The sequence below is a fragment of the Acinetobacter sp. 802_lipA genome (genome assembly GCF_058242885.1).
In genome coordinates this window covers 2,935,711-2,956,224 of sequence record NZ_JBZAYP010000001.1, presented here as the reverse complement: position 1 = coordinate 2,956,224, position 20,514 = coordinate 2,935,711, and the positions used below count along the sequence as shown (strand labels likewise).

The following is a 20,514-nucleotide window of genomic DNA, read 5'->3' as shown; positions in this document are numbered from 1 at the left end:
TGAGAAAAAAATATGATCAAAGTGCTCAATTTTGTAATATTTTATATTTCAAAAAATTACAGTTGATTAACCTTTTATGAACATAATTTGGTTTAGACAAGATCTTCGCATACACGACCATGCTGCACTTTGGCATGCAAGCCAACATGGACCTATGCTGGCTTTAGTGATCCTATCCCCACAACAGTGGCTATTACATCATGACGCGGCTGTAAAAATTGATTTATATGTCAGACAATTGCACGATTTAAAACAGAGCCTTGCTCAACTGAATATTCCTTTGCTCATTCTAAATATTCCGCTGTGGCAAGACATTCCACGTCAGCTTTCATCTTTATGTCATACACTGCAAGTACAACAAATCTTTGCAAATATCGAAATGGGCGTGAATGAGCTTAAGCGCGATGCCGAAGTTCAACAATGCTTAAATCAGCAGCACATTGAATTTACGCTCTTCCAAGATCGAACCCTCTTTCCCTTAAACAGTATTCGTAACCAATCTGGTAAGCCCTATCAAGTCTTTGGCGCTTTTAAAAAAACCTGTTATGAGCGCTTAAATATTGGCTTACCGCAGTGTTACCCTCTCCCTTCTGCACAGCAACCTATACAGCTTCCTGCCGATTTAAATACAGCCATTCCACGCATTGAATCGCTGATTGATGTGAATACGAATGATTTAAATCAAATTAAAGCCTATTGGCCTGAAACGGAAATATATGCGCTTTCAGTGCTCGATGATTTTATTAATCACAAAGTTAGTGACTATCAAAAAGAGAGAGACTTTCCATTTTTAAATAGCACCAGCCAACTTTCAACTTATTTAAATCTCGGGATCGTGTCGATTCGCCAGTGTCTCAATGCCCTGTTTCGTGCTCAACACGGTCAATTTATGATTGATAACACAGGCCAGCAGATTTGGTTAGATGAATTACTTTGGCGGGAGTTTTATCAGCATATTTTATTTGATTTTCCACATGTCTCTAAACATCGGCCATTTAAAGCCAATACACAGCATATTATTTGGCGAGATTCGCCTGAAGATTTAAACGCATGGCAACAAGGTCGTACCGGTATTCCAATTGTGGATGCAGGCATGCGACAACTCCTTGAGACAGGCTGGATGCATAATCGAGTTCGTATGATTGTCGCAATGTTCTTAACTAAAAACTTGTTGATTGATTGGCGTCTGGGTGAGCAATGGTTTATGCAACATTTGGCTGATGGTGACTTAGCTGCCAATAATGGCGGATGGCAGTGGTGTGCCTCGACGGGCACCGATGCTGTACCTTACTTCCGAGTCTTTAACCCTGTGAGCCAATCTCAGAAATTTGATAGCAATGGTGATTATATTCGACAGTGGCTGCCAGAGCTTGCACATTTAGATGCCAAAAGCATTCATGAGCCTTATGCGAAGCAGCAGAATATGGATTTGGACTACCCCAAACCAATCGTCGATTTAAAATCCAGTCGTGTTCGTGCCATCGAAGCATTTAAAGGGCTTTAAATACCTAAAGCTTGGGCTAAGTTTTGCTTAGCAAGACGCTCATAGCACTTTTGGAAAAATGGTGTCTGGTACAGTGGCTGCGTTTCTAAAAAGTGCCTTAACACTTGTTGGCGCTTCTGCACATAAAGTGAAGGCTCAACCCAAGCATATTCTTGCTGAATTTGGCGTTCATATTCAGCAAAACGCATAGGATCGCTGGCTAAAATAACCAGATCAATATCCAATAGATAAGCCAAATCAGTGTCAGCGGTCGGTGCATGTGCTTTGGTTGCCAAAATCCATGCATAGATCTTTGCAATTTGCTCAGCTCCAAGCACATTTTCAAGCATCCGTTGCATATAATCGGCGCTTTGCTGCTCATTATCATGTGCTTTCGGGTTATAAATGACATCATGAAACCAAATGGCCAACTCAACAGACAAAGTATCATCCAGATAGGTTTTGATCTGATGAAAATGCTCTAAACATTCAACAATATGTTGAATGCTATGATAATGCCGCTGCACTTCACTATAGGCGCCATAAAGCAACGCATAGAAATTTTGAGTGGTATCGTCATCCAAACTCAGTTGCTTTGCGGTGAGCGCCCAATAGTCCTGAAACTGTTTTGTATACTGCACCATTGGAAGGCCCTTTCGTTATGCCGCCTGTTCATCTCGTTTAAAGACCAACTCGCCTTTTAATGAGCTGTCTGCATCAAAATAATAACCATCTGTCTGGAATGATTTTAACCCTTCAATTTGATCAATTTGGTTTTCAATCATATAACGCGCCATTAAACCACGTGCTTTTTTGGCATAGAAACTAATGACTTTATATTTGCCATTTTTCTGATCTAAAAACACAGGTTTAATAATTTCTGCTTGGATTTTGCTTTCTTTCACAGATTTATAGTACTCATCCGAAGCAATATTCAGCAAAATTTTAGAACCTGCCTGTTCTAAATCTTGGTTAATTAAATCGGTAATGTGATTGCCCCAAAACTCATACAGATTATGTCCGCGTGGGTTAGCCAGCTTGGTTCCCATTTCTAAACGATATGGCATCATCAAGTCCAATGGACGTAGCAAACCATATAGACCAGAGAGCATTCGTAAATGTTGCTGTGCATATTCAATGTTCGACTCTGACAAATGATATGCATCTAAACCGGTATAGACATCGCCTTTAAAAGCAAACATGGCTTGTCGTGCATTGGTAAAGTTGAATTCTGGCTGCCAATCGCGAAAACGATCGACGTTTAAGGTGGCAATTTTTTCACTGACGCTCATTAAGCTTGCAATTTCACTTGCTGACAGTTTGCGACTAACTTCGATCAATTCTTGGGAATGTTGCAGCAATCTGGGTTGTGTATACGCATCGGTAGGTAAAGCAGTTTGGTAATCTAAAGTTTTGGCAGGAGAAACAAGGGCAAGCATAGATAACCTGATTAAAAAACAATTAAACAGACTATATCAGTAGACTTATTTTATTGCCAATCTGTGTTTTTAATAAGCATAAACGGTTAAACTAGCCCATTCTCCTGTTATATGTATCGATTCTCTATGTCTGAGCAGATGTTCATTCAAGGTCCAGTTGGGCAAATTGAAGTTTTTGTAGATTATCCACAGGGTGAAGTGAAAGGATTCGCGGTAGTTACTCACCCCCATCCACTCCAAGGTGGTACGCCTCAACACAAGGTTCCAGCATTGCTTGCGCAAATGTTCTTAGAACGCGGTTGCATTGTGTACCGTCCAAGTTTCCGTGGCTCAGGTCAAAGTGTTGGTCTACACGACGAAGGTCATGGCGAAACTGATGATGTTCTTGAAGTGATTAAGCATGCTCGTGCAGCACATACAACTTTACCCTTCTATGCAGGTGGTTTTAGTTTCGGTGCGCATGTCATGGCAAAATGCTATGATGCTTTACAAGAAGAAATTCGACCAAAACAAACCATTTTATGTGGTCTACCAACGGCAACGGTCGCAGGTGTACGCCACTATGTAACACCACAACTGAAAGGTGACATCTTATTCATCCATGGCGAAGCCGATGAAGTGACCTTACTGTCTGACATGATTACGTGGGCTAAACCGCAGCGCCATTTAGTGACTGTATTACCTGGTGCAAACCATTTCTTTACCGGTTACTTAAAACAGTTACGTATTGCGATTACACGTTTCCTGTGGATTTAACACATCACTCAGTTCAGGAAAGAAATGGCTGTCTAACATTAGCCCCTTTCTTTCTTGAACTTTTTATTTTTAATCTAGACGTATCTCTTTTTCTATTCCAACGCTTAATAAGCCATTTCCAGCAGCTTGATTAGTCTTCCCTTATATCTCTTGTCAAAATAGTTTTAAGCTTCCTTTTGAGCGCTAAACTCAACCAGCACGATCTCCATCAAATACCTGTTTTAAAAATCAGTGAGGGTTGAATCCTGCTAATGGTACTTTATGCAACAATCCACGCTTGAACTTGATATATTCTGCACATCATTATTAAAATAATAAGTTATACAATCAACATCTTAGCTCGAGAGAGCTATTCATTTAAATAATTTTTAAAATATTCAGGGATTTTATGAAAACAATTCTCGGGCAGTTTTAGTCACTATAGCCACCACATCAGCCTGTGCTCAAGACATTATAGGAACTTGGCGTTATATCGATGATAAAACTGGAGAACCCAAAGGTCTGGTGAAAATTGAAAAGCAAGCCAACGGGACTTATGCTGGAACTGCACTGAAAGCAACACCTCGTCCAGGTTATACAGCAAAAGAGTTTTGCACCAACTGCCCTGCACCCTACACCGATAAGCCTATTATTGGTATGCAAGTGATTACCGGTTTAAAGACTGAAAATAATATTAATTATACTCATGGTAAAATCATTGACCCCGTTTCAGGCAAGCTGTATAGCCTAAAAGGTAAAATTAGCCCAAATGGGAAAAAGCTATTCTTAAGAGGTTATTTAGGTGTTTCTGCTGTGGGACGTAGCCAAACTTGGTTACGTGTGGAATAAGTCTTATAGCACATCCAGTTATAAGCGCGTTGACCCATCAAAATATTAAACGTGTTCTGTTCTAAAAAATGCTGAATTAGGAAAAACCAATTCAGCATTTTTTATCTATTCAATTAGCCTTTCCACTCAAACTCAGTAAAACTTTTATCTGTTTTTAGTGTAGTTTCAACCGCTTGTGCAAGTTGGTTCAATAAGCTTCGTTCAGCAATTCGGTCTAACCAGTCTTGCTCTTCATCTGGATAAGAGGCAATTTCGCACACCAGATTTCCTTCACCGTCATGACCTTGGCACGTAATAGACAGTGGCAAAGTATGATTATCGACACTCACAGCCACCTGATCACCACTTTGTGGCAAAGTTTCAAAACCAAATTGACCTAACTTTTGAACCAGTAGGTCTTGTACCTGCTTCTGTACCACACCGCTTTCATTTACATCCTGCTGCTGTCCATGCTGTGCTGTAAATTGTAATTTTCTCATTGATCATCCCAAAGGCTTTTTTGTTATATGGGTTTAGCATAATGGCTTAACACAAAACAGCCAAGCAAAAGCTTGGCTGTTCTCACACAAAATATCTAAGCTTTAGTCTTATTCAGTGACTTGAATCGCTAAACCAGCTTGATTGCTTAATTGCGTAAAGGTCGGGAAACTGGTTGCAACCGTTTCAGTACCAATGATTTTAATTTCACCAGAGGTGCGTAAGCCGGCCATTGAGAAACTCATTGCAATACGGTGATCATGATGTGATTCAATTTCGCCACCAGTGAAAATCGCACCCCACTCGCCCGAATGACCTTTACCTTCGATGATGATGCCATCGTCAGTCGGTGTACAATCGATACCCATGGTTTTTAAACCATCTGCCATCACTTGAATACGGTCTGACTCTTTTACTCTCAGTTCAGCAGCACCCGTTAATACGGTTTGCCCTTCTGCACAGGCAGCCGCAATAAATAATGCAGGAAATTCATCAATCGCCAATGGCACTTGATCTTCAGGCATATGAATACCTTTGAGTGTACGTGTACCTTGAATACGAATGTCTGCAATCGGCTCTCCGCCTGCAATACGTTCATTTTCAACGGTAATGTTCGCACCCATTTGCTTCAAAATCTCGATCACACCTGTACGCGTTGGGTTAATGCCCACTGCTTCTAAAGTCACGTCTGAACCTTCAGTAATCGCAGCACCCACCATAAAGAAAGCAGCCGATGAAATATCTGATGGCACTTGAATCTCTGTACCGACTAACTTACCGCCACCTTGCAGTGAAATACGGTTGCCCTCTGTTTTCACATCATAACCAAATGCACGTAGCATACGTTCAGTATGGTCACGCGTAGGTTCTGGTTCTGTGACTGATGTTTCACCTGCTGACCACAAACCTGCCAATAAAATCCCAGATTTCACCTGCGCAGATGCCATTGGCAAGTCATAGTGAATGCCTTGTAAAGCTTGGTTTCCAGTGATCGAAACAGGAGGTGTACCACGCTCACCTGTGGTTTGAATCTGTGCACCCATTTCACGTAACGGTTTAGCAATACGTTCCATTGGACGCTTCGACAGTGATGCATCACCCGTCATGACAGAGTCAAATTTTTGTGCAGAAAGCATCCCTGAAAGCAGACGCATTGAAGTCCCTGAGTTACCCATGTAAAGCGCACTTGCTGGCGCTTTTAGGCCATTTACGCCCACACCATGAATCGTCACTTCACCATTTTTAGGACCTTCAATGCTCACGCCCATATCACGGAAGGCTTGTAAGGTCGCTAGCGCATCTTCTCCTTCCAAGAAACCTGTCACATGCGTCGTTCCTTCTGCAATTGCACCAAACATGATTGAACGGTGTGACACAGATTTATCACCTGGCACGCTAAACTTACCTTGGAAACTTTTTTTACCCGGTAATATGGTGAATTGCTGTGTCGTCACTTTATTGTTCTCCATGAAAGGTTTTTGAGCGAGCATATGGTTAAAATGCTGGCGTGCTGCTTGCGCATGTCCAAGCAAGCCCATTAAAGCATGTGAATCTTCATCTTCAATGAGTTTACGAATCGTTGCCAGTTGGTTTTCAAAACCATCTACGGCATTTAAAATGGCTTTTTTATTGGCAAAAAAGATGTCGTGCCACATTTGTGGGTCACTTGCCGCAATTCGAGAAAAATCGCGAAATCCCCCCGCAGCATAGCGAAAAATATCTAAATTATCTTCACGGTTTGCCAGTTGTTCAACTAAGTTAAAGGCCATCAAATGCGGAAGATGACTGGTATGCGCCAAGACTTCATCATGCTTGGCCACATCCATACAAATCACTTCTGCTTTCGCAGCTTGCCATAGTTGAATCAGTTTCTCTACAGCCCAATCAGCACTGGTCGGTAACGGTGTCAAAATCACTTTATGATTTGCAAATAAATCGACCTTACCCGCATGCACACCCGTGTGTTCTGCACCCGCAATGGGATGCCCCGGTACAAAGCCAGCAGGTAATGCTTCGCCGTACACTGCTTTGGCCGCGTCGACCACATTACCTTTGGTACTGCCCACATCGGTAATAATCGTATGTTCTTGCAAATATGGTTTGATGGTTTCCAAGACTTTTTGCGTTGCACGAACAGGCAAGGCCAAAACCACCAAGTCCGCACCTTGAACCGCCTGTACAGGATCACTATACCCCTGTTGGATTAAGCCCAAAGCTTTGGCATCCTGTAAAGTTTTTTCCGAACGTGTAGAAGCTACAATATTTTGAGTTAAACCCTCAGCCATCATCACCCGTGCAAGACTCGAACCAATCAGCCCAAGACCAATAAATGCAACTTTTTCAAACAGTGGCGCAGACATAATTTAAGCGTTCGCCTCTAAACCTAGTACGTTGGCCAAAGCCGTTAAAAATTTCGTATTTTCAGCTTCAGTTCCAATCGATACTCGTAAATGATTGGCGATGCCCACAGGACGAACAATCACCCCTTCTTTTAATAAAGCATTAAAAGTTTGTGCAGGATCGGCTTGTATATCGACCAAAATAAAGTTGGCACGAGAAGGCTCATAGTTTAGGCCTAGCGCTTTAAACCCTGTTTCAAGTTGCACCATGCCCGCTTTATTGACCACACGTGATTTCTTAATAAAATCTTCATCTTTCAGTGCAGCAACTGCTGCCACCATGGCTAAATGGTTGACGTTAAACGGCTGACGAATACGATTTAAGAAGTCTGTCACTTCTGTCGATGCTAAAGCAAAGCCAACACGTAATGCCGCTAAACCAAAGCACTTCGACATGGTACGGCTAACAATCAGGTTTGAATACTGTGCTAAAAACTTTAAGCTGTTAAAGTTTTCTGGGAAATATTCCACATAAGCTTCATCCAAAACCACGATCACATGACTCGGTACTTTTTGCATGAAGCGCTCAAACTCAGCCTCTTCAAACCAAGTTCCTGTCGGATTATTGGGATTCGCAATAAACACCAATTTGGTATTGTTTTTAATTGCTGCCGCCATCGCGTCAAGGTCATGCGAAAAACCTTGAGCAGGTACTTCAATCGCTTCGGCATTAATCGCTTGTGTGACCAAAGCATAGACTGCAAATGCGTGTTGGCTATACACCACCGAATCTTTTTCTGAAACAAATGCACGGGCAAAAATTTCAAGTAAATCGTTTGAACCATTGCCTAAAGTAATACAATCATGTGCTACACCAAACTGCGTATGCACTTGATCCTTCAAGATAAAACCACCACCGTCTGGATATCGTCCAATTTCCACCAATTCAGCAACAACTGCTTCTTTGACTTTGTCCGAACAACCCAAAGGGTTTTCGTTTGAAGCAAGCTTAACAATATCGGTCATTCCCAATTCACGCTCTAATTCGCTGATTGGCTTACCCGGTTGATATGGTTTTAACTTCGCAATACCTTCATTGGCTGGAGCAAACGACATGTGACCTTTCCATTCTTACAAGTGGTGACATGGTTGAGTTTGGAGTAAACCCAACCACCTTAGAGATTACAGTACTGCAATCGGGTATGAACCCAATACTCGAACTTCTTTCACGAGTGGACGAATCTCTTCAATAGCTGCTTTAACATTATCTTGTTCCACATGCCCTTCTAGGTCAATGAAGAAAACATAAGCCCATTTTTCAGGCAATGCAGGACGCGTTTCGATACTGGTCAAACTAATGTTGTGCTTTGCAAATGGTGCAAGGATTTCCAATAATGCACCTGCACGATCATGTGCAGAAATCAGCAATGACGTTTTATCATTACCGCTTTGCGGTATTCTTTCACGACCAATCACCAAGAAACGTGTGGTGTTCTCAGGATTATCTTCAATATTGCTGTGTAAAATTTCTAAATCATAAATACTTGCTGCAACATCAGATGCAATAGCAGCCGAATGCCATTCAGTACGAATACGACGTGCCGCCTCAGCATTCGAACTTAAAGCTACACGTTCCACACCTGGATAGTGTGCGTCTAACCATGCACGACACTGTGCCAAAGTTTGCTGATGCGCATAAATTTGTTTAATACTGTCTTTACGCGTGTTTTCAGACACAAGAAACTGGTGATGAATACGCAATTCAACTTCACCAATTACATTTAAGTGTGAGGCTTTAAAACAATCCAAAGTATGGTTGACCACACCTTCTGATGAGTTTTCTACTGGCACCAAACCATAGTGTGCACTGCCTGCTTCCACTTCACGGAACACTTCATCAATGGTCGGTAAAGGACGAACCACAGCATCATGTCCAAAGTGCTTCAACACCGCAGAGTGTGTATACGTACCGACAGGGCCTAGAAATGCAATACTTTGCGGTGCTTCTAGAGCCAAACATGCAGACATGATTTCACGGAACAAACGTGCCATGGTCACATCAGATAAAGGGCCTTCATTACGCTCCATAACATTCCGTAAAACTTGCGCTTCACGTTCTGGACGGTAAAACATTGGATTCTCTTCAGAAGCAAATTTTGCTTTTGCAACAGCTTCCGCCAGTTTCGCACGACGGTTAATAAGTTGTTGAATCTGTTGATCAACAGAGTCGATATCCTGACGGATTTGATTGAGGTCAAGAGAAGTCGTTGTGTTTTGATCGTCTTGGATCATTGTTATGTCGCCCTTCATAAACATTGTGCAAACAGTATAACAATAGTTAGCTTTGAAATCTTGCGCAATAAGACTTTGTATGTTTCAGTGCTAAAAACAGACAGTTGATTTAATCATCAAGTTTATCAATAAACTGCCCCAATAATAGACATCAATAAAACCACTGAGTCCTGCCTATTTTCTTCTTACTGTTATGCATAGAATAGCACTCAAGCAAAACACTAAGACGATGGCATTTGGGTCTTAACTCAACGCTTTTAAAGCTGTGTCTAGGTTTTGAAAAATTTTGCTACACCTTCACAAAAATCACCATTCATCCGTATTTCAGTGCGTTAGAATATCTTTTAAAATATGCTTTACTTAAGTTGACGTATTCATAACAAAGAGAGTATGCAGCAGTAGCGATTGCTCTATAGTCTCAATAAAACAAAACAATAATGAACTGTAGGTACTGTCATGCACAAAAAAATTGCAGTCTTGGTCACCTATGACTTTGAGGATGCCGAATATGCTGAACCCGTAGAAGCATTTCGAGCAGCTCGGCATAGTATTATTAACCTTGAAAGTCAGGCTGGCAAAATCATTTATGGCAAAAAGCGTAAAGCTTTTGTCACCATTGACCAAAGTATCGATGATGCCTCTGTGCATGACTTCGATGCCTTACTCATCCCAGGTGGGTTTTCGCCAGACAACCTGTGCCAAGATGAACGCTATGTCATATTTGTCAGGCACTTTGCAAACACGCAAAAACCTATTTTATGCAGTGCAGACGCTCCGCAAATTTTAATGCATGCTGGAGTTGTGAAAGGTAGACGCATGACGTGTATCCATCACCTTCATCAAGACTTAAAAGATGCAGGTGCCGTGCTGTATGACACAGGTGTTATGAATGACAATAATTTATACATTTCATCGCAAACCCAATATGACCTACCCGCCTTTATACAAGAAAGTTTATTGGTACTGAACCGATAAAAAAGAGCCTACTTGAGGCTCTTTTTAGACACATGTTTATATCAACACCTAAGGCTTAGCGCCCAAGCAAACTACGTGCGACAATTTCTTTCATAATTTCATTGGTCCCACCGTAGATGCGTTGAATACGCGCATCGACAAAGAAACGTGAAATTGGATATTCACTCATATAGCCATAGCCACCAAAGAGCTGCAATAAATTATCTGCCACCTTCATTTGCATATCTGTTGAAAAGCATTTCAGCGCAGCTGCGGTTTCGACATCCAGCTTACCTTGCATATAAAGCTCAACGTTTTGATTGTAAAAAGCAGCTGTGGCTTGTTCATCAATCTTGGCTTGAGCCAAAACAAAACGTGTATTTTGGAACTGCGAAATATGTTGACCAAAGGCTTGACGCTCTTTGACGTATTGGATAGTGACATCAATCGAACCACGAATTGCCCCTATAGCCGTTGCTGCAATTGCTGTACGCTCTCGTGGTAGCTCTTGCATCAGATAAGCAAAACCTTGACCTGCTTGTCCCAACAATTGATCTTTCGGGACTTTCACATTGTCATAAAACAACTCAGAAGTGTCTTGTGAATGTAGCCCAATTTTGTCGAGGTTGGTGCCTTTTTTAAACCCATCCAAGTGGGTATCGACCAACATCAGCGAAACACCCTTTGCGCGGGCTTGCGGATCAGTTTTTACTGCCAACACCACAAGGTCGGCATGCTGCCCATTTGAAATAAAGGTTTTAGAGCCATTTAAAATATAATGCTCCCCTTGCAAAATGGCATTACTTCGCATGGCTTGTAAGTCTGAACCCGCACCCGGTTCCGTCATTCCAATCGCACCGACCACTTCACCTGACACCATTTTCGGTAACCAGTACTGCTTCTGTGCTTCCGTTCCAATGTGCAAAATATAAGGCGCAGCAATTTCAGAGTGACAAGAAATACCTGTCGATAAAGCACTAAAACCCGCACGTGCCGACTCTTCCACCAACATCAGTGAATAATGCGTTGGAACACCATAACCGCCGTATTCCTCTGGAACATCAACACATAAGAAGCCATTTTCACCCAAGGCATTCCAGACTGAGCGCGGCATTAAGCCTTCTCGTTCCCACTGTTCATAGTGTGGTGCAATGTGTTCATTCATAAAACGGCGAAAGTTATCGCGAAATAGTTCTAAGTCTGCATCGTAATTCAACATGCTTCTTCCTTGTAGTGACGTTGTTTTATTATTCAGCTCACATGCTAGCCATTTTTAAGGCAACTGTCATGAACGCATCAGGCCATTTTATATTCCAATAAAAAAGGAAGCCCTTGGGCTTCCTTTTTAAGATGAACTGAAATTATGCGTGAGCATTTTCTTCAACAGCCATTTGGCGATCTACTTCTTCTGGATTTGCAAGTGCGAAGTTTAATTTTTCTTGGTCTAACTGACCCACCCATTTCGCAACAACAATCGTTGCCAATGAGTTACCCACCAAGTTGGTTAAGGCACGTGCTTCAGACATAAAACGGTCAATACCTAAGATAAGCGCAAGACCCGCCACTGGAATATGACCAACGGCTGACAAAGTCGCTGCCATCACAATAAAGCCCGAACCTGTTACACCCGCAGCACCTTTCGATGAAATCAATAACACACCCAATAAAGTCACTTGGTGCATAAGATCCAGCTGAGTATTGGTCGCTTGTGCAATGAAAATTGCCGCCATCGTTAAATAGATTGAGGTACCGTCTAAGTTAAATGAATAACCTGTTGGAATAACCAAACCAACCACTGACTTTTCACAACCTGCAATTTCAAGCTTTTTCAGCATACGCGGTAGAACCGATTCTGAAGATGACGTACCCAGTACGATCAACAACTCTTCGCGAATCATACGAATCATTTTCAAAATACTGAAGCCACAAAGACGTGAAATAGTACCTAGAACCAAGAAAATGAAAAGTAAACAGGTAATGTAGAAGCAGATGATCAACTGAGCAAGCTGTGCCAAGCTACCAATACCATATTTACCGATGGTATATGCCATTGCACCAAAAGCACCAATTGGAGCAAGTTTCATGATCATGTTTACAATGTTAAAGAACACATGAGAAATTTGATCGATGAACTTCAGTACAGGTTTTCCTGCATCACCCAACTTATGTAATGCAAAACCAAACATCAAGGCAAAAAGTAGCACTTGCAGGATTTCACCCTCAGCAAATGCACCAACCACGGTGTTTGGAATAATATGCATAAAGAAATCGACAGTCGATTGCTGCTGACCAGATTCAACAAACTTTGAGATCCCAGAAGTATCTAGTGTTGAAGGGTCAACATTCATGCCCACACCTGGCTTCCAGATGTTAATGACCAGTAAACCGATCAATAGTGCAATAGTCGATACAATTTCAAAGTAAAGTAGCGCAACACCGCCTGTTTTACCCACAGACTTCATACTTTCCATACCCGCGATACCACTCACGACGGTACAGAAAATTACTGGCGCAATAATCATCTTGATCAGCTTAATAAAGCCTTGACCTAGAGGATAAAAAAGCTCGCCCCAGCCGGGTACATATTTTTCAACGCCATTGATAACTTGCGTACCACTAGGGAAAAAATGTCCTACTAAGATACCCGCAATAATCGCGACAATAACTTGAAAATATAGTGACTTATAGATTGGTTTCTTAGTCATAACGAATACTTCTGTAAATCAAAAGACTGAAAAAATCGGTATACCTATACTTCCTCATAGGTAGTTGGCTTTCTGATAAACACAAAAAAGCCCACAGTTTGGACCGCATCCAAACACCGGGTAAAAAAATCATGGTGTACAAACAACAGCACTGTGACAAAAATCACAGTTCATTCACATTTACTGCAATGGGAGAGACTAAAAACTAGCGAGTCACAAGTATTGGGTAAATTTTACCTAACATTCTTTAATCAAAGTAAACTGATTTCAATCATAATGTATAAAATCTAAACAATATGGCTCATACTTTAGTCTAATGGTAGAAAATTTATTTAAAATTAAAAGTGCTGTTTTTTTTGATTGTTCCACTAAAATAGCACAACACAGCCTTCACTTACTTTGGTTTTTCCATGAACAACAAAAGAAATATTTATAAAGATGCTGAGCACCCTTTTGCCCAGTTTGTTCGCATTATTGGCAAAGGAAAAAATGGTGCGCGCTCACTCAGTTGTGAAGAAGCTTACCAAGCCTTTGATATGATCTTGAAAAATCAAGTGTTAGATGTACAGCTCGGTGCATTTCTGATGCTACTACGAGTTAAGGAAGAGTCTGTAGATGAACTGGTAGGCTTTGTTCAAGCCACACGAGATCAACTGCCGTTCACGGCTTTAGAGGTCGATTTAGACTGGTCTTCTTATGCAGGCAAGCGTAAACACTATCCATGGTTTCTCTTAGCGGCACTGACTTTAGCCAAAGCAGGTTATAAGGTCGTGATGCACGGTGCATCAGGTCATACCATTAACCGTATTTATACTGAACAGGTATTGGAATATCTTGATTTTAATATTTGCCAAACTCAAGCAGATGTAGAACAGGAATTAGCGACGCGTAATTTTGCTTATCTACCGCTGCACGCCATCTCCCCGATTTTAAGTGACTTAATTTCCCTACGAAATGTTATGGGTCTTCGTTCACCCATTCATACTCTTGCGCGCTTGATCAATCCATTTAATGCCAAAGCAACCTTGCAAGCTATTTTCCACCCTGCCTATCGTGGTTCGCATCAGCAAGCAGCATTTAAACTGGGCTATAAAAATAGCGCTGTCATTAAAGGTGAAGGCGGCGAATTTGAACGTAACCCAGATGCCAAAACACTGATCTGCGGCATCAAAAATGGTGAACTCTACGAACATGAGCTACCTAAACTCACCGACAACCGAAGCCCAATTGAAGAAGAGTTAGATTTGGCTGAGTTTAAAGCAGTTTGGCTGGGTGAAAAACAACATGAATATGGTGAAATGGCAGTGACTGAAACCATTGGCATTGCGCTCTATACCATGGGAGTGTGCGATACATATAGCGATGCCATGCAACAGGCCAACCAGCTTTGGCACACTCGTTTCTAAGCAGAGGGGACGAACAAAAGCGTGAACGTTATTCGTCACGCTTTTCGATCCAATAAAAGTCAGCCCAGTAAGGATAACGCTTTCCTGAAGAATGAATATTTCTGAGAATCAACTGATCACCAATATGAATGTCGATTTTTTGAGATTCATGAGGACCAGATAAATAAACATCTTTTTGTTGTCCAATTAGGTTTGAACAATAGATTTGATGGCTTTTTATCTTTTTCGATGCTTCACCTGCATGGGTGTTATGGATCTTTATTCCAATCAATAACATCGGATAACCATCATTTTTCATTGATGTGTATTGTGTGACGGGATTTTGAAAATTTTGACTCGGTAACACAGAAACATCTAATAAACATTCAATTTTTCTTGCATCACTTGTTCGCTCAGCAAATACATTGGTCGAAATTACAGTAATGAAGAATAAACTGAGTCGAGTGAGCTTTATTATTTTTATAAGCATAATGATTGAAACAGTTTGAAGGTATTCTTGTTAGATTGAGTTGTTGAATCACCAAGCATCTATTGCTAAGCGATTCAACGCATTTTTAATCAATTAAATAAAACGAATAGGTTTAAATTCTGGTTCAGGCACATGAGAATCACACTCCTCACCTTCTTCTTTATGCCCTTTATCGATATAACCCGTACGTTCTTTTTCAGGCGTATTCTGATGCTCCCAAGCAATAACGGCTTGCATACAGGTTTGACGTTGTTCAGCAGTCAACGCAATGCCATTTGGCCATTTACCAATTTCTACAGCTGTTTTTAAACGCTCAACAATATCGGCATCTAAAATAGAAAGCATCTGTTCAATATTCATGATTTAATCCTGTTGAAAAGAGTCAAAATCTTGGTTCCACCCAAGTTTAGTTCGGCATGACATATAAAAATCATAACCCGGTGGATGTAATAAATTCAGTTTAAAGGGGTGCTTACGAATATGTAAGCTATCACCCACATTGAGCGAAACACTGTGTTGACCATCGGCACTGACCATCGGCAAGACACGGTTTTCACGAATCAGAAGCTTAATTTCACTGTGTCCACCCACCACAATCGGGCGTGAAGACAAGGTATGCGGATGCATCGGTACCAAAGCAATCGCATCCATCCCCGGATGCACGATTGGGCCACCACCTGACAACGAATAGGCTGTTGAACCCGTGGGCGTCGATACAATCAAACCATCACTGTGTTGACGGTAGACATATTGACCATCGATATTGAGTTCGAAGTCAATCATATGCACCGACTTGCCCGAGTGTAATACCACATCGTTTAGCGCAATAGCATCATAAATCGTCTCGCCCTTTGAGCGAATTTCCATTTCCAATAAGAAACGACGATCTAACTGAAACTCACCTTTTAAGACTTGATCGAGCTTAAAAATCACTTCAGTCGGCTTGATGTCGGTTAAAAAACCCAAACGCCCTCGGTTTACACCCATTACAGGGGTATTAAATTTAACCAAGGCACGTGCAGCATGCAGAAGTGAGCCATCCCCACCCACCACAATCACCAAATCGACCACTTCACCCAGAAGCGCACGACTCACCGTTTGCGTGTTTTTATAAGGAACCAGTTCAGCGGTTTGCGCATCAAAAACGGGATGTAACCCTAAGCTGAGTAGATGATCATGAATAAGACATAAGGTTTCGACAACTGAAGACTTATCTGGACGTCCAATTAAGCCTATGTTTCGAAATGTTTTATGTGAAATTTGCACCTGCAACATCGCTCCGCTACGATTCTCGCCTATCATAACATTATTTATTTAAATTGATTCAAAAACTAAAGTGACTGCTGCTACACGCGGAATTGTCTATATTTCAGTTTGTTCACAGTTTAATTATTGCAAATTAGCGAAAAGCTTCGCATGATTAGCACAATTTCTCAGGATCTTATTCGTATTTATGAAGTCAGAACGTGGCATAGGTTTAATTGCACTGATCTTTTGCATCTTAGTCATTGCAGCATTCTTGGTGTTTAGTATTTATTTAATAAGACTCGACTCCGTTGTACGTGACAAGTTTGAAGGCAAGCGCTGGGATATTCCTGCGAAGGTATTCGCACGCCCGCTCGAAGTGTATACCAATGCCCCTGTCAGTCAGGCTGACTTCACTCAAGAGTTAAAACTTTTGGGCTATAAGTCCTCGGAAAACTATACCAAATCAGGGAACTTTGTCAGTTCTGGCAATGAGCTATATGTACACACTCGTGGCTTTGACTTCGGTGATAGTGTCGAGCCTGAACAAGTGCTTAAAGTCACCTTTGCCGATGAGCAAGTGGCTGAAGTCAGTGCAACTAAACCCTCTTCTACAGGGATTGCACGTTTAGAGCCGATGCTGATTGGCGGGATTTATCCACAGCATAACGAAGACCGTGTCCTGATTAAACTCGACAAAGTCCCTAAGCCTTTAATTGAGGCTTTAATTGCAACAGAAGATCGTAATTTCTATAGTCACCACGGCGTTTCGATTCGTGGTACGGCACGTGCGATTGTGAGTAATGTCACGGGTGGAAAACGTCAAGGTGGTTCAACACTGACTCAACAGTTGGTGAAAAACTTCTACCTCACCCCTGAAAAAACCATTAAGCGTAAAGTCAATGAAGCATTTATGGCTTTATTGGTTGAGTTTCACTATGACAAAGATGAAATTTTAGAAGCCTATCTCAATGAAGTGAACCTCGGTCAAAATGGCAACTATTCTATTAATGGCTATGGTTTGGCTTCGCAGTTTTACTTCGGCATGCCTTTGCGTGAGCTAAATATTGCGCAACAAGCTTATTTGGTGGGTTTGGTACAAGGTCCAACCTTATATAACCCTTGGCGTAACCCAGAAGCTGCAAAAAAGCGTCGTAATATTGTTTTAAACAACATGTTGGTCATGGGCTATCTAACCCAAGAACAATACGAAACTGAAACAGCTCGCCCTTTAAATGTGATAGCCAAACCGACTCTCGGCCCTTCACGTTTCCCAGATTTCTTAGACATTGTACGCCGTCAGTTACGTACCGAATACCAAGAAGGTGATTTGACCAACCAAGGTCTACGCATCTTTACAACGCTCGATCCGATTGCCCAAACCAAAATTCAAGATGCGTTTAAATCGACTGTTAGTCGCTTAAGCCGTGGCTCAAGCCGTCTAAAAGAGCTGCAAGGTGCAGTATTGGTTGCACATCCTGAAAATGGTGAATTGGTCGCAGCTGTTGGTTCAACCCAAGACTTTACTGGTTTTAACCGTGCACTCGATGCCAAACGTCAAGTTGGTTCATTACTTAAACCTGTGATTTACCTCAGTGCGATTCAGTCGGGACGTTACAACTGGGCCAGCCCAATTGAAGACAGTAGCATTAGTATTCAAGCCAATGGTAAAGCATGGACACCTAAGAACTATAGTGGTGGTGAACATGGCGTTGTGCCAATGGTACAAGCACTGTCTAATTCATATAACTTATCAGCTGTTCGCCTTGGTCAAGAGTTTGGTTTATCGACGTTTAGCAATCACCTAAAACGTTTTGGTGTGACCAGTAATATTCCAACCTATCCATCCATTTTCTTGGGTGCAGTAGACATGTCTCCGATGGAAATGCTCAGCATTTATGGCAACTTTGCCACAGGCGGTTTTAAGTATCCGACTAAATCCATTCGTACTGTTGTCGATCAAAATGGTCGCTTGCTGACCCGTTATGGTTTAAATGTCCAACAAACCATTGACCCTGCTTCTGCCTATGTCCTGAACTATGGTCTACAACAAGTGATGACCTCAGGTACAGGTCGTTCAGCTTATAACACTCTACCGAACTCGCTTCAGCTTGCAGGCAAATCTGGAACCACCAATGACACCCGTGACTCATGGTTTGCAGGTTACTCGGGCAATTATGTTTCTGTGGTTTGGCTAGGTTTAGATGACAACAAACAAACTGGCTTAACAGGTTCTTCAGGTGCGTTGCCAGTGTGGACCAATGTGATGAGCCAGCTACGTCAAAAACCAGTCAACTTACGCCAACCAGATGATGTGCAATGGCATTGGATTGATCGTGGCACGGGTTATCTTGCTGCTCAAGGTTGTGAAGGTGCAATGTATATCCCCCTTTTACGGAATACCATACCACGCAAAGCAACAGCATGTGGCTTACCGCATTATCAAGTTGAACCCACTTACAATCCTGAAACAGATGGTTACCAAGCTACACCTGAACAAGGCGACAGCATAGACAACTATATTCGTGAAAGTGAATCGAACATGCAGCGTAACTTAGAAGATGAGACGCAAGTCATTTCGAGTGGTAGCTATCAACCTGAATAAATAGGACGGATTTAAATTTTGATGTGGTTTAAACGTTTAAGTATCTTAGCAACCATCGTGACTGTGGCAGGCTGTCAAAGCCTCCCACAGCCAGCTGAAAAAAAGATACCTGAAAAGCCGACACAGTCGGATAAAGAGCAGAAAACACCTTCAGGGGTAACAATTCACCCTTATGACCGCGAAGAAATTCAACGTCAGAAGATTGTGATTCCTGAGCAGAAAAGCAAACAACAGTTTGATGATGGGCGACAGCTTCCTGCTTTTAAAAGTCTGATGCAAAAAACACAAACGGCCTATCGCCAAGGCCAGTGGAGTCAAGCACAAAGCTACGCCATGCAAGCACAGCGTTTAGCGCCACAGTCGAGTGAGACCTTTTTGTATTTGGCTTTAATTGCTAATCAACAAAAACAACCTGCAAATGCGGAATCGCTTGCACATCGCGGCTTGAGTTATGCCCAAAGCAATGCCATGAAAAAGCAACTTTGGAGCGTTATCTTAAAAGCAGGTCAAATGCAGAAGAATCAGAAAACCATTCAACAAGCTCAAACAGCAATCAAAAGTCTGTCTTAAAAGCACGCTCAGTTAGATGGAACGCTGCCCTGCTATACCATAAGCGCCATAACTTTGCGCTTTGGCTAAATCGGCTAACTGTAAGCCGCCGAGAGCAAAAATTAGGATATGAATCTCTTCTGCAATCAGGCTCAACTGCTCCCAACCCAAAGTTTCACTATTTGGGTGGCTGAGTGTTTCAAGTACAGGGCTGAGTAAAAGTGCATCACAGCCAATCTCTTGCGCATGTTCAGCACTGCTATGGTCATGACAGGCCGCTATATAACGCTGCCCAACGTTCAACTCCCCTTTACTCAATTGCATGAGTTGAGATTGTTTCAGGTGTATGGCCGCAACTGCCTGCTGTTGGAGTGGATTTAAATCTTTCCATAGCTCTATATTGACAATCACCCGTGCCAATTGTTCTACACTCAGTTCTGCAATTTTTAAAATATGTTCAGGACTGGCAGGCACTCGCCAATACAGCACTTGTTGTTCAGGCAAATCCTTCAACAGATCGATTTGATCTGAAATTTTAATCACGGGTGCAGCATAGAGTCGCTTCAAAATGGCTTGATTGGCTTTTGGAAAGTTAAGATCTTGTAATTCGGCACGCTTGAACCACGCCCATGGTGAGTGAATGTCTGCCAATAGATGATTTGATACTACAGCATGAAATAAATGCAAATTGACAATCACATCATCATATTCAAACTGAATACAGTCAAAAGCATGCCAATCTTGTATATCAATTCCTACTTCTTCTAAAACTTCACGGCGACAAGCTTGCTCAGGCGTTTCACCTGCTTCCACCTTCCCTCCAGGAAATTCGTGCTTATTGCCCTGATGCTGTTCCGCCTGGCGCCAGCCCACCAACACTTTGCCTTGATGTAAAAGGATGGCTATAGCGACTTGAACCAAAGGTTTTGACATAATCAGATTCCATTTCAGATGTGTAGTGTATTGA

General features: G+C 41.9%; 19 protein-coding genes. 7 read left to right on the top strand and 12 right to left on the bottom strand.

The window, feature by feature from the left end:
* The first annotated feature begins 76 nt into the window (after positions 1-76).
* A complete protein-coding gene (locus AC4CU3_RS14640) occupies positions 77-1,504 on the top strand; it encodes a cryptochrome/photolyase family protein (protein ID WP_236769320.1) in 1,428 nt (475 codons plus the stop codon).
* Here the strand turns inward: AC4CU3_RS14640 and AC4CU3_RS14635 are convergent.
* Positions 1,501-2,127 (bottom strand): HD domain-containing protein, encoded by a 627-nt coding sequence (locus AC4CU3_RS14635; protein WP_236769321.1) that lies wholly within the window; start codon positions 2,125-2,127, stop codon positions 1,501-1,503. The genes AC4CU3_RS14640 and AC4CU3_RS14635 overlap by 4 nt on opposite strands.
* Before the next feature lie 15 nt (positions 2,128-2,142).
* Complete coding sequence (yaaA, locus tag AC4CU3_RS14630) at positions 2,143-2,922, bottom strand: peroxide stress protein YaaA (protein WP_236769322.1); 780 nt, start codon at positions 2,920-2,922, stop codon at positions 2,143-2,145.
* A 126-nt stretch (positions 2,923-3,048) separates the two neighbouring features.
* Here yaaA and AC4CU3_RS14625 point away from each other — a divergent pair, with 126 nt between their 5' ends.
* A complete protein-coding gene (locus AC4CU3_RS14625; protein WP_010327145.1) occupies positions 3,049-3,678 on the top strand; it encodes an alpha/beta hydrolase in 630 nt (209 codons plus the stop codon).
* Between the two features lie 420 nt (positions 3,679-4,098).
* The gene (locus AC4CU3_RS14620) at positions 4,099-4,506 is read left to right on the top strand and encodes a DUF2147 domain-containing protein (protein ID WP_410169719.1); all 408 of its coding nucleotides are present in this window, start codon (positions 4,099-4,101) and stop codon (positions 4,504-4,506) included.
* Positions 4,507-4,619: 113 nt separating this feature from the next.
* Here the strand turns inward: AC4CU3_RS14620 and AC4CU3_RS14615 are convergent, their stop codons facing one another.
* The 4 genes from AC4CU3_RS14615 to pheA all read right to left on the bottom strand — a co-directional run bounded on the left by AC4CU3_RS14615 (position 4,620) and on the right by pheA (position 9,614).
* On the bottom strand, positions 4,620-4,985 hold the full coding sequence (locus AC4CU3_RS14615) for a hypothetical protein (RefSeq protein ID WP_126037254.1): 366 nt from the start codon (positions 4,983-4,985) through the stop codon (positions 4,620-4,622).
* A 108-nt stretch (positions 4,986-5,093) separates the two neighbouring features.
* Complete coding sequence (locus AC4CU3_RS14610; protein ID WP_490738339.1) at positions 5,094-7,343, bottom strand: bifunctional prephenate dehydrogenase/3-phosphoshikimate 1-carboxyvinyltransferase; 2,250 nt, start codon at positions 7,341-7,343, stop codon at positions 5,094-5,096.
* A 3-nt stretch (positions 7,344-7,346) separates the two neighbouring features.
* The gene (gene hisC, locus AC4CU3_RS14605; RefSeq protein ID WP_126037260.1) at positions 7,347-8,438 is read right to left on the bottom strand and encodes a histidinol-phosphate transaminase; all 1,092 of its coding nucleotides are present in this window, start codon (positions 8,436-8,438) and stop codon (positions 7,347-7,349) included.
* Positions 8,439-8,504: 66 nt separating this feature from the next.
* Positions 8,505-9,614 (bottom strand): prephenate dehydratase, encoded by a 1,110-nt coding sequence (pheA, locus tag AC4CU3_RS14600; RefSeq protein ID WP_004696123.1) that lies wholly within the window; start codon positions 9,612-9,614, stop codon positions 8,505-8,507.
* Positions 9,615-10,070: 456 nt separating this feature from the next.
* Between pheA and AC4CU3_RS14595 the strand changes: the two genes are divergently transcribed.
* Positions 10,071-10,589: a DJ-1/PfpI family protein gene (locus AC4CU3_RS14595; RefSeq protein ID WP_126037262.1), complete on the top strand. Its 519-nt coding sequence runs from the start codon at positions 10,071-10,073 to the stop codon at positions 10,587-10,589.
* A 55-nt stretch (positions 10,590-10,644) separates the two neighbouring features.
* Here the strand turns inward: AC4CU3_RS14595 and AC4CU3_RS14590 are convergent, their stop codons facing one another.
* Positions 10,645-11,787: an acyl-CoA dehydrogenase family protein gene (locus AC4CU3_RS14590; RefSeq protein WP_126037264.1), complete on the bottom strand. Its 1,143-nt coding sequence runs from the start codon at positions 11,785-11,787 to the stop codon at positions 10,645-10,647.
* A gap of 142 nt (positions 11,788-11,929) precedes the next feature.
* Complete coding sequence (locus AC4CU3_RS14585) at positions 11,930-13,273, bottom strand: dicarboxylate/amino acid:cation symporter (RefSeq protein WP_078426358.1); 1,344 nt, start codon at positions 13,271-13,273, stop codon at positions 11,930-11,932.
* Between the two features lie 410 nt (positions 13,274-13,683).
* Between AC4CU3_RS14585 and AC4CU3_RS14580 the strand changes: the two genes are divergently transcribed.
* The gene (locus AC4CU3_RS14580) at positions 13,684-14,679 is read left to right on the top strand and encodes a glycosyl transferase family protein (RefSeq protein WP_236769652.1); all 996 of its coding nucleotides are present in this window, start codon (positions 13,684-13,686) and stop codon (positions 14,677-14,679) included.
* A gap of 28 nt (positions 14,680-14,707) precedes the next feature.
* Here the strand turns inward: AC4CU3_RS14580 and AC4CU3_RS14575 are convergent, their stop codons facing one another.
* From AC4CU3_RS14575 to AC4CU3_RS14565, 3 genes are all read right to left on the bottom strand, one after another.
* Positions 14,708-15,148: a hypothetical protein gene (locus AC4CU3_RS14575; protein ID WP_005400557.1), complete on the bottom strand. Its 441-nt coding sequence runs from the start codon at positions 15,146-15,148 to the stop codon at positions 14,708-14,710.
* Between the two features lie 93 nt (positions 15,149-15,241).
* A complete protein-coding gene (locus AC4CU3_RS14570) occupies positions 15,242-15,508 on the bottom strand; it encodes a YeaC family protein (RefSeq protein ID WP_005400556.1) in 267 nt (88 codons plus the stop codon).
* A 3-nt stretch (positions 15,509-15,511) separates the two neighbouring features.
* Entirely contained in the window at positions 15,512-16,450 is a 939-nt protein-coding gene (locus tag AC4CU3_RS14565; protein ID WP_078426355.1) for an NAD(+) kinase, read from the bottom strand.
* A 151-nt stretch (positions 16,451-16,601) separates the two neighbouring features.
* Here AC4CU3_RS14565 and mrcB point away from each other — a divergent pair, with 151 nt between their 5' ends.
* Both mrcB and AC4CU3_RS14555 read left to right on the top strand, forming a co-directional pair.
* Positions 16,602-18,998, top strand: coding sequence for a penicillin-binding protein 1B (gene mrcB / locus AC4CU3_RS14560; RefSeq protein ID WP_005400554.1), 2,397 nt, complete (start codon positions 16,602-16,604; stop codon positions 18,996-18,998).
* 21 nt (positions 18,999-19,019) lie between these two features.
* A complete protein-coding gene (locus tag AC4CU3_RS14555; RefSeq protein ID WP_279043847.1) occupies positions 19,020-19,568 on the top strand; it encodes a tetratricopeptide repeat protein in 549 nt (182 codons plus the stop codon).
* A gap of 12 nt (positions 19,569-19,580) precedes the next feature.
* On the opposite strand, the gene AC4CU3_RS14550 is transcribed toward AC4CU3_RS14555, so the two are convergent.
* On the bottom strand, positions 19,581-20,480 hold the full coding sequence (locus AC4CU3_RS14550) for an NUDIX domain-containing protein (protein ID WP_279043844.1): 900 nt from the start codon (positions 20,478-20,480) through the stop codon (positions 19,581-19,583).
* Positions 20,481-20,514 lie beyond the last annotated feature (34 nt).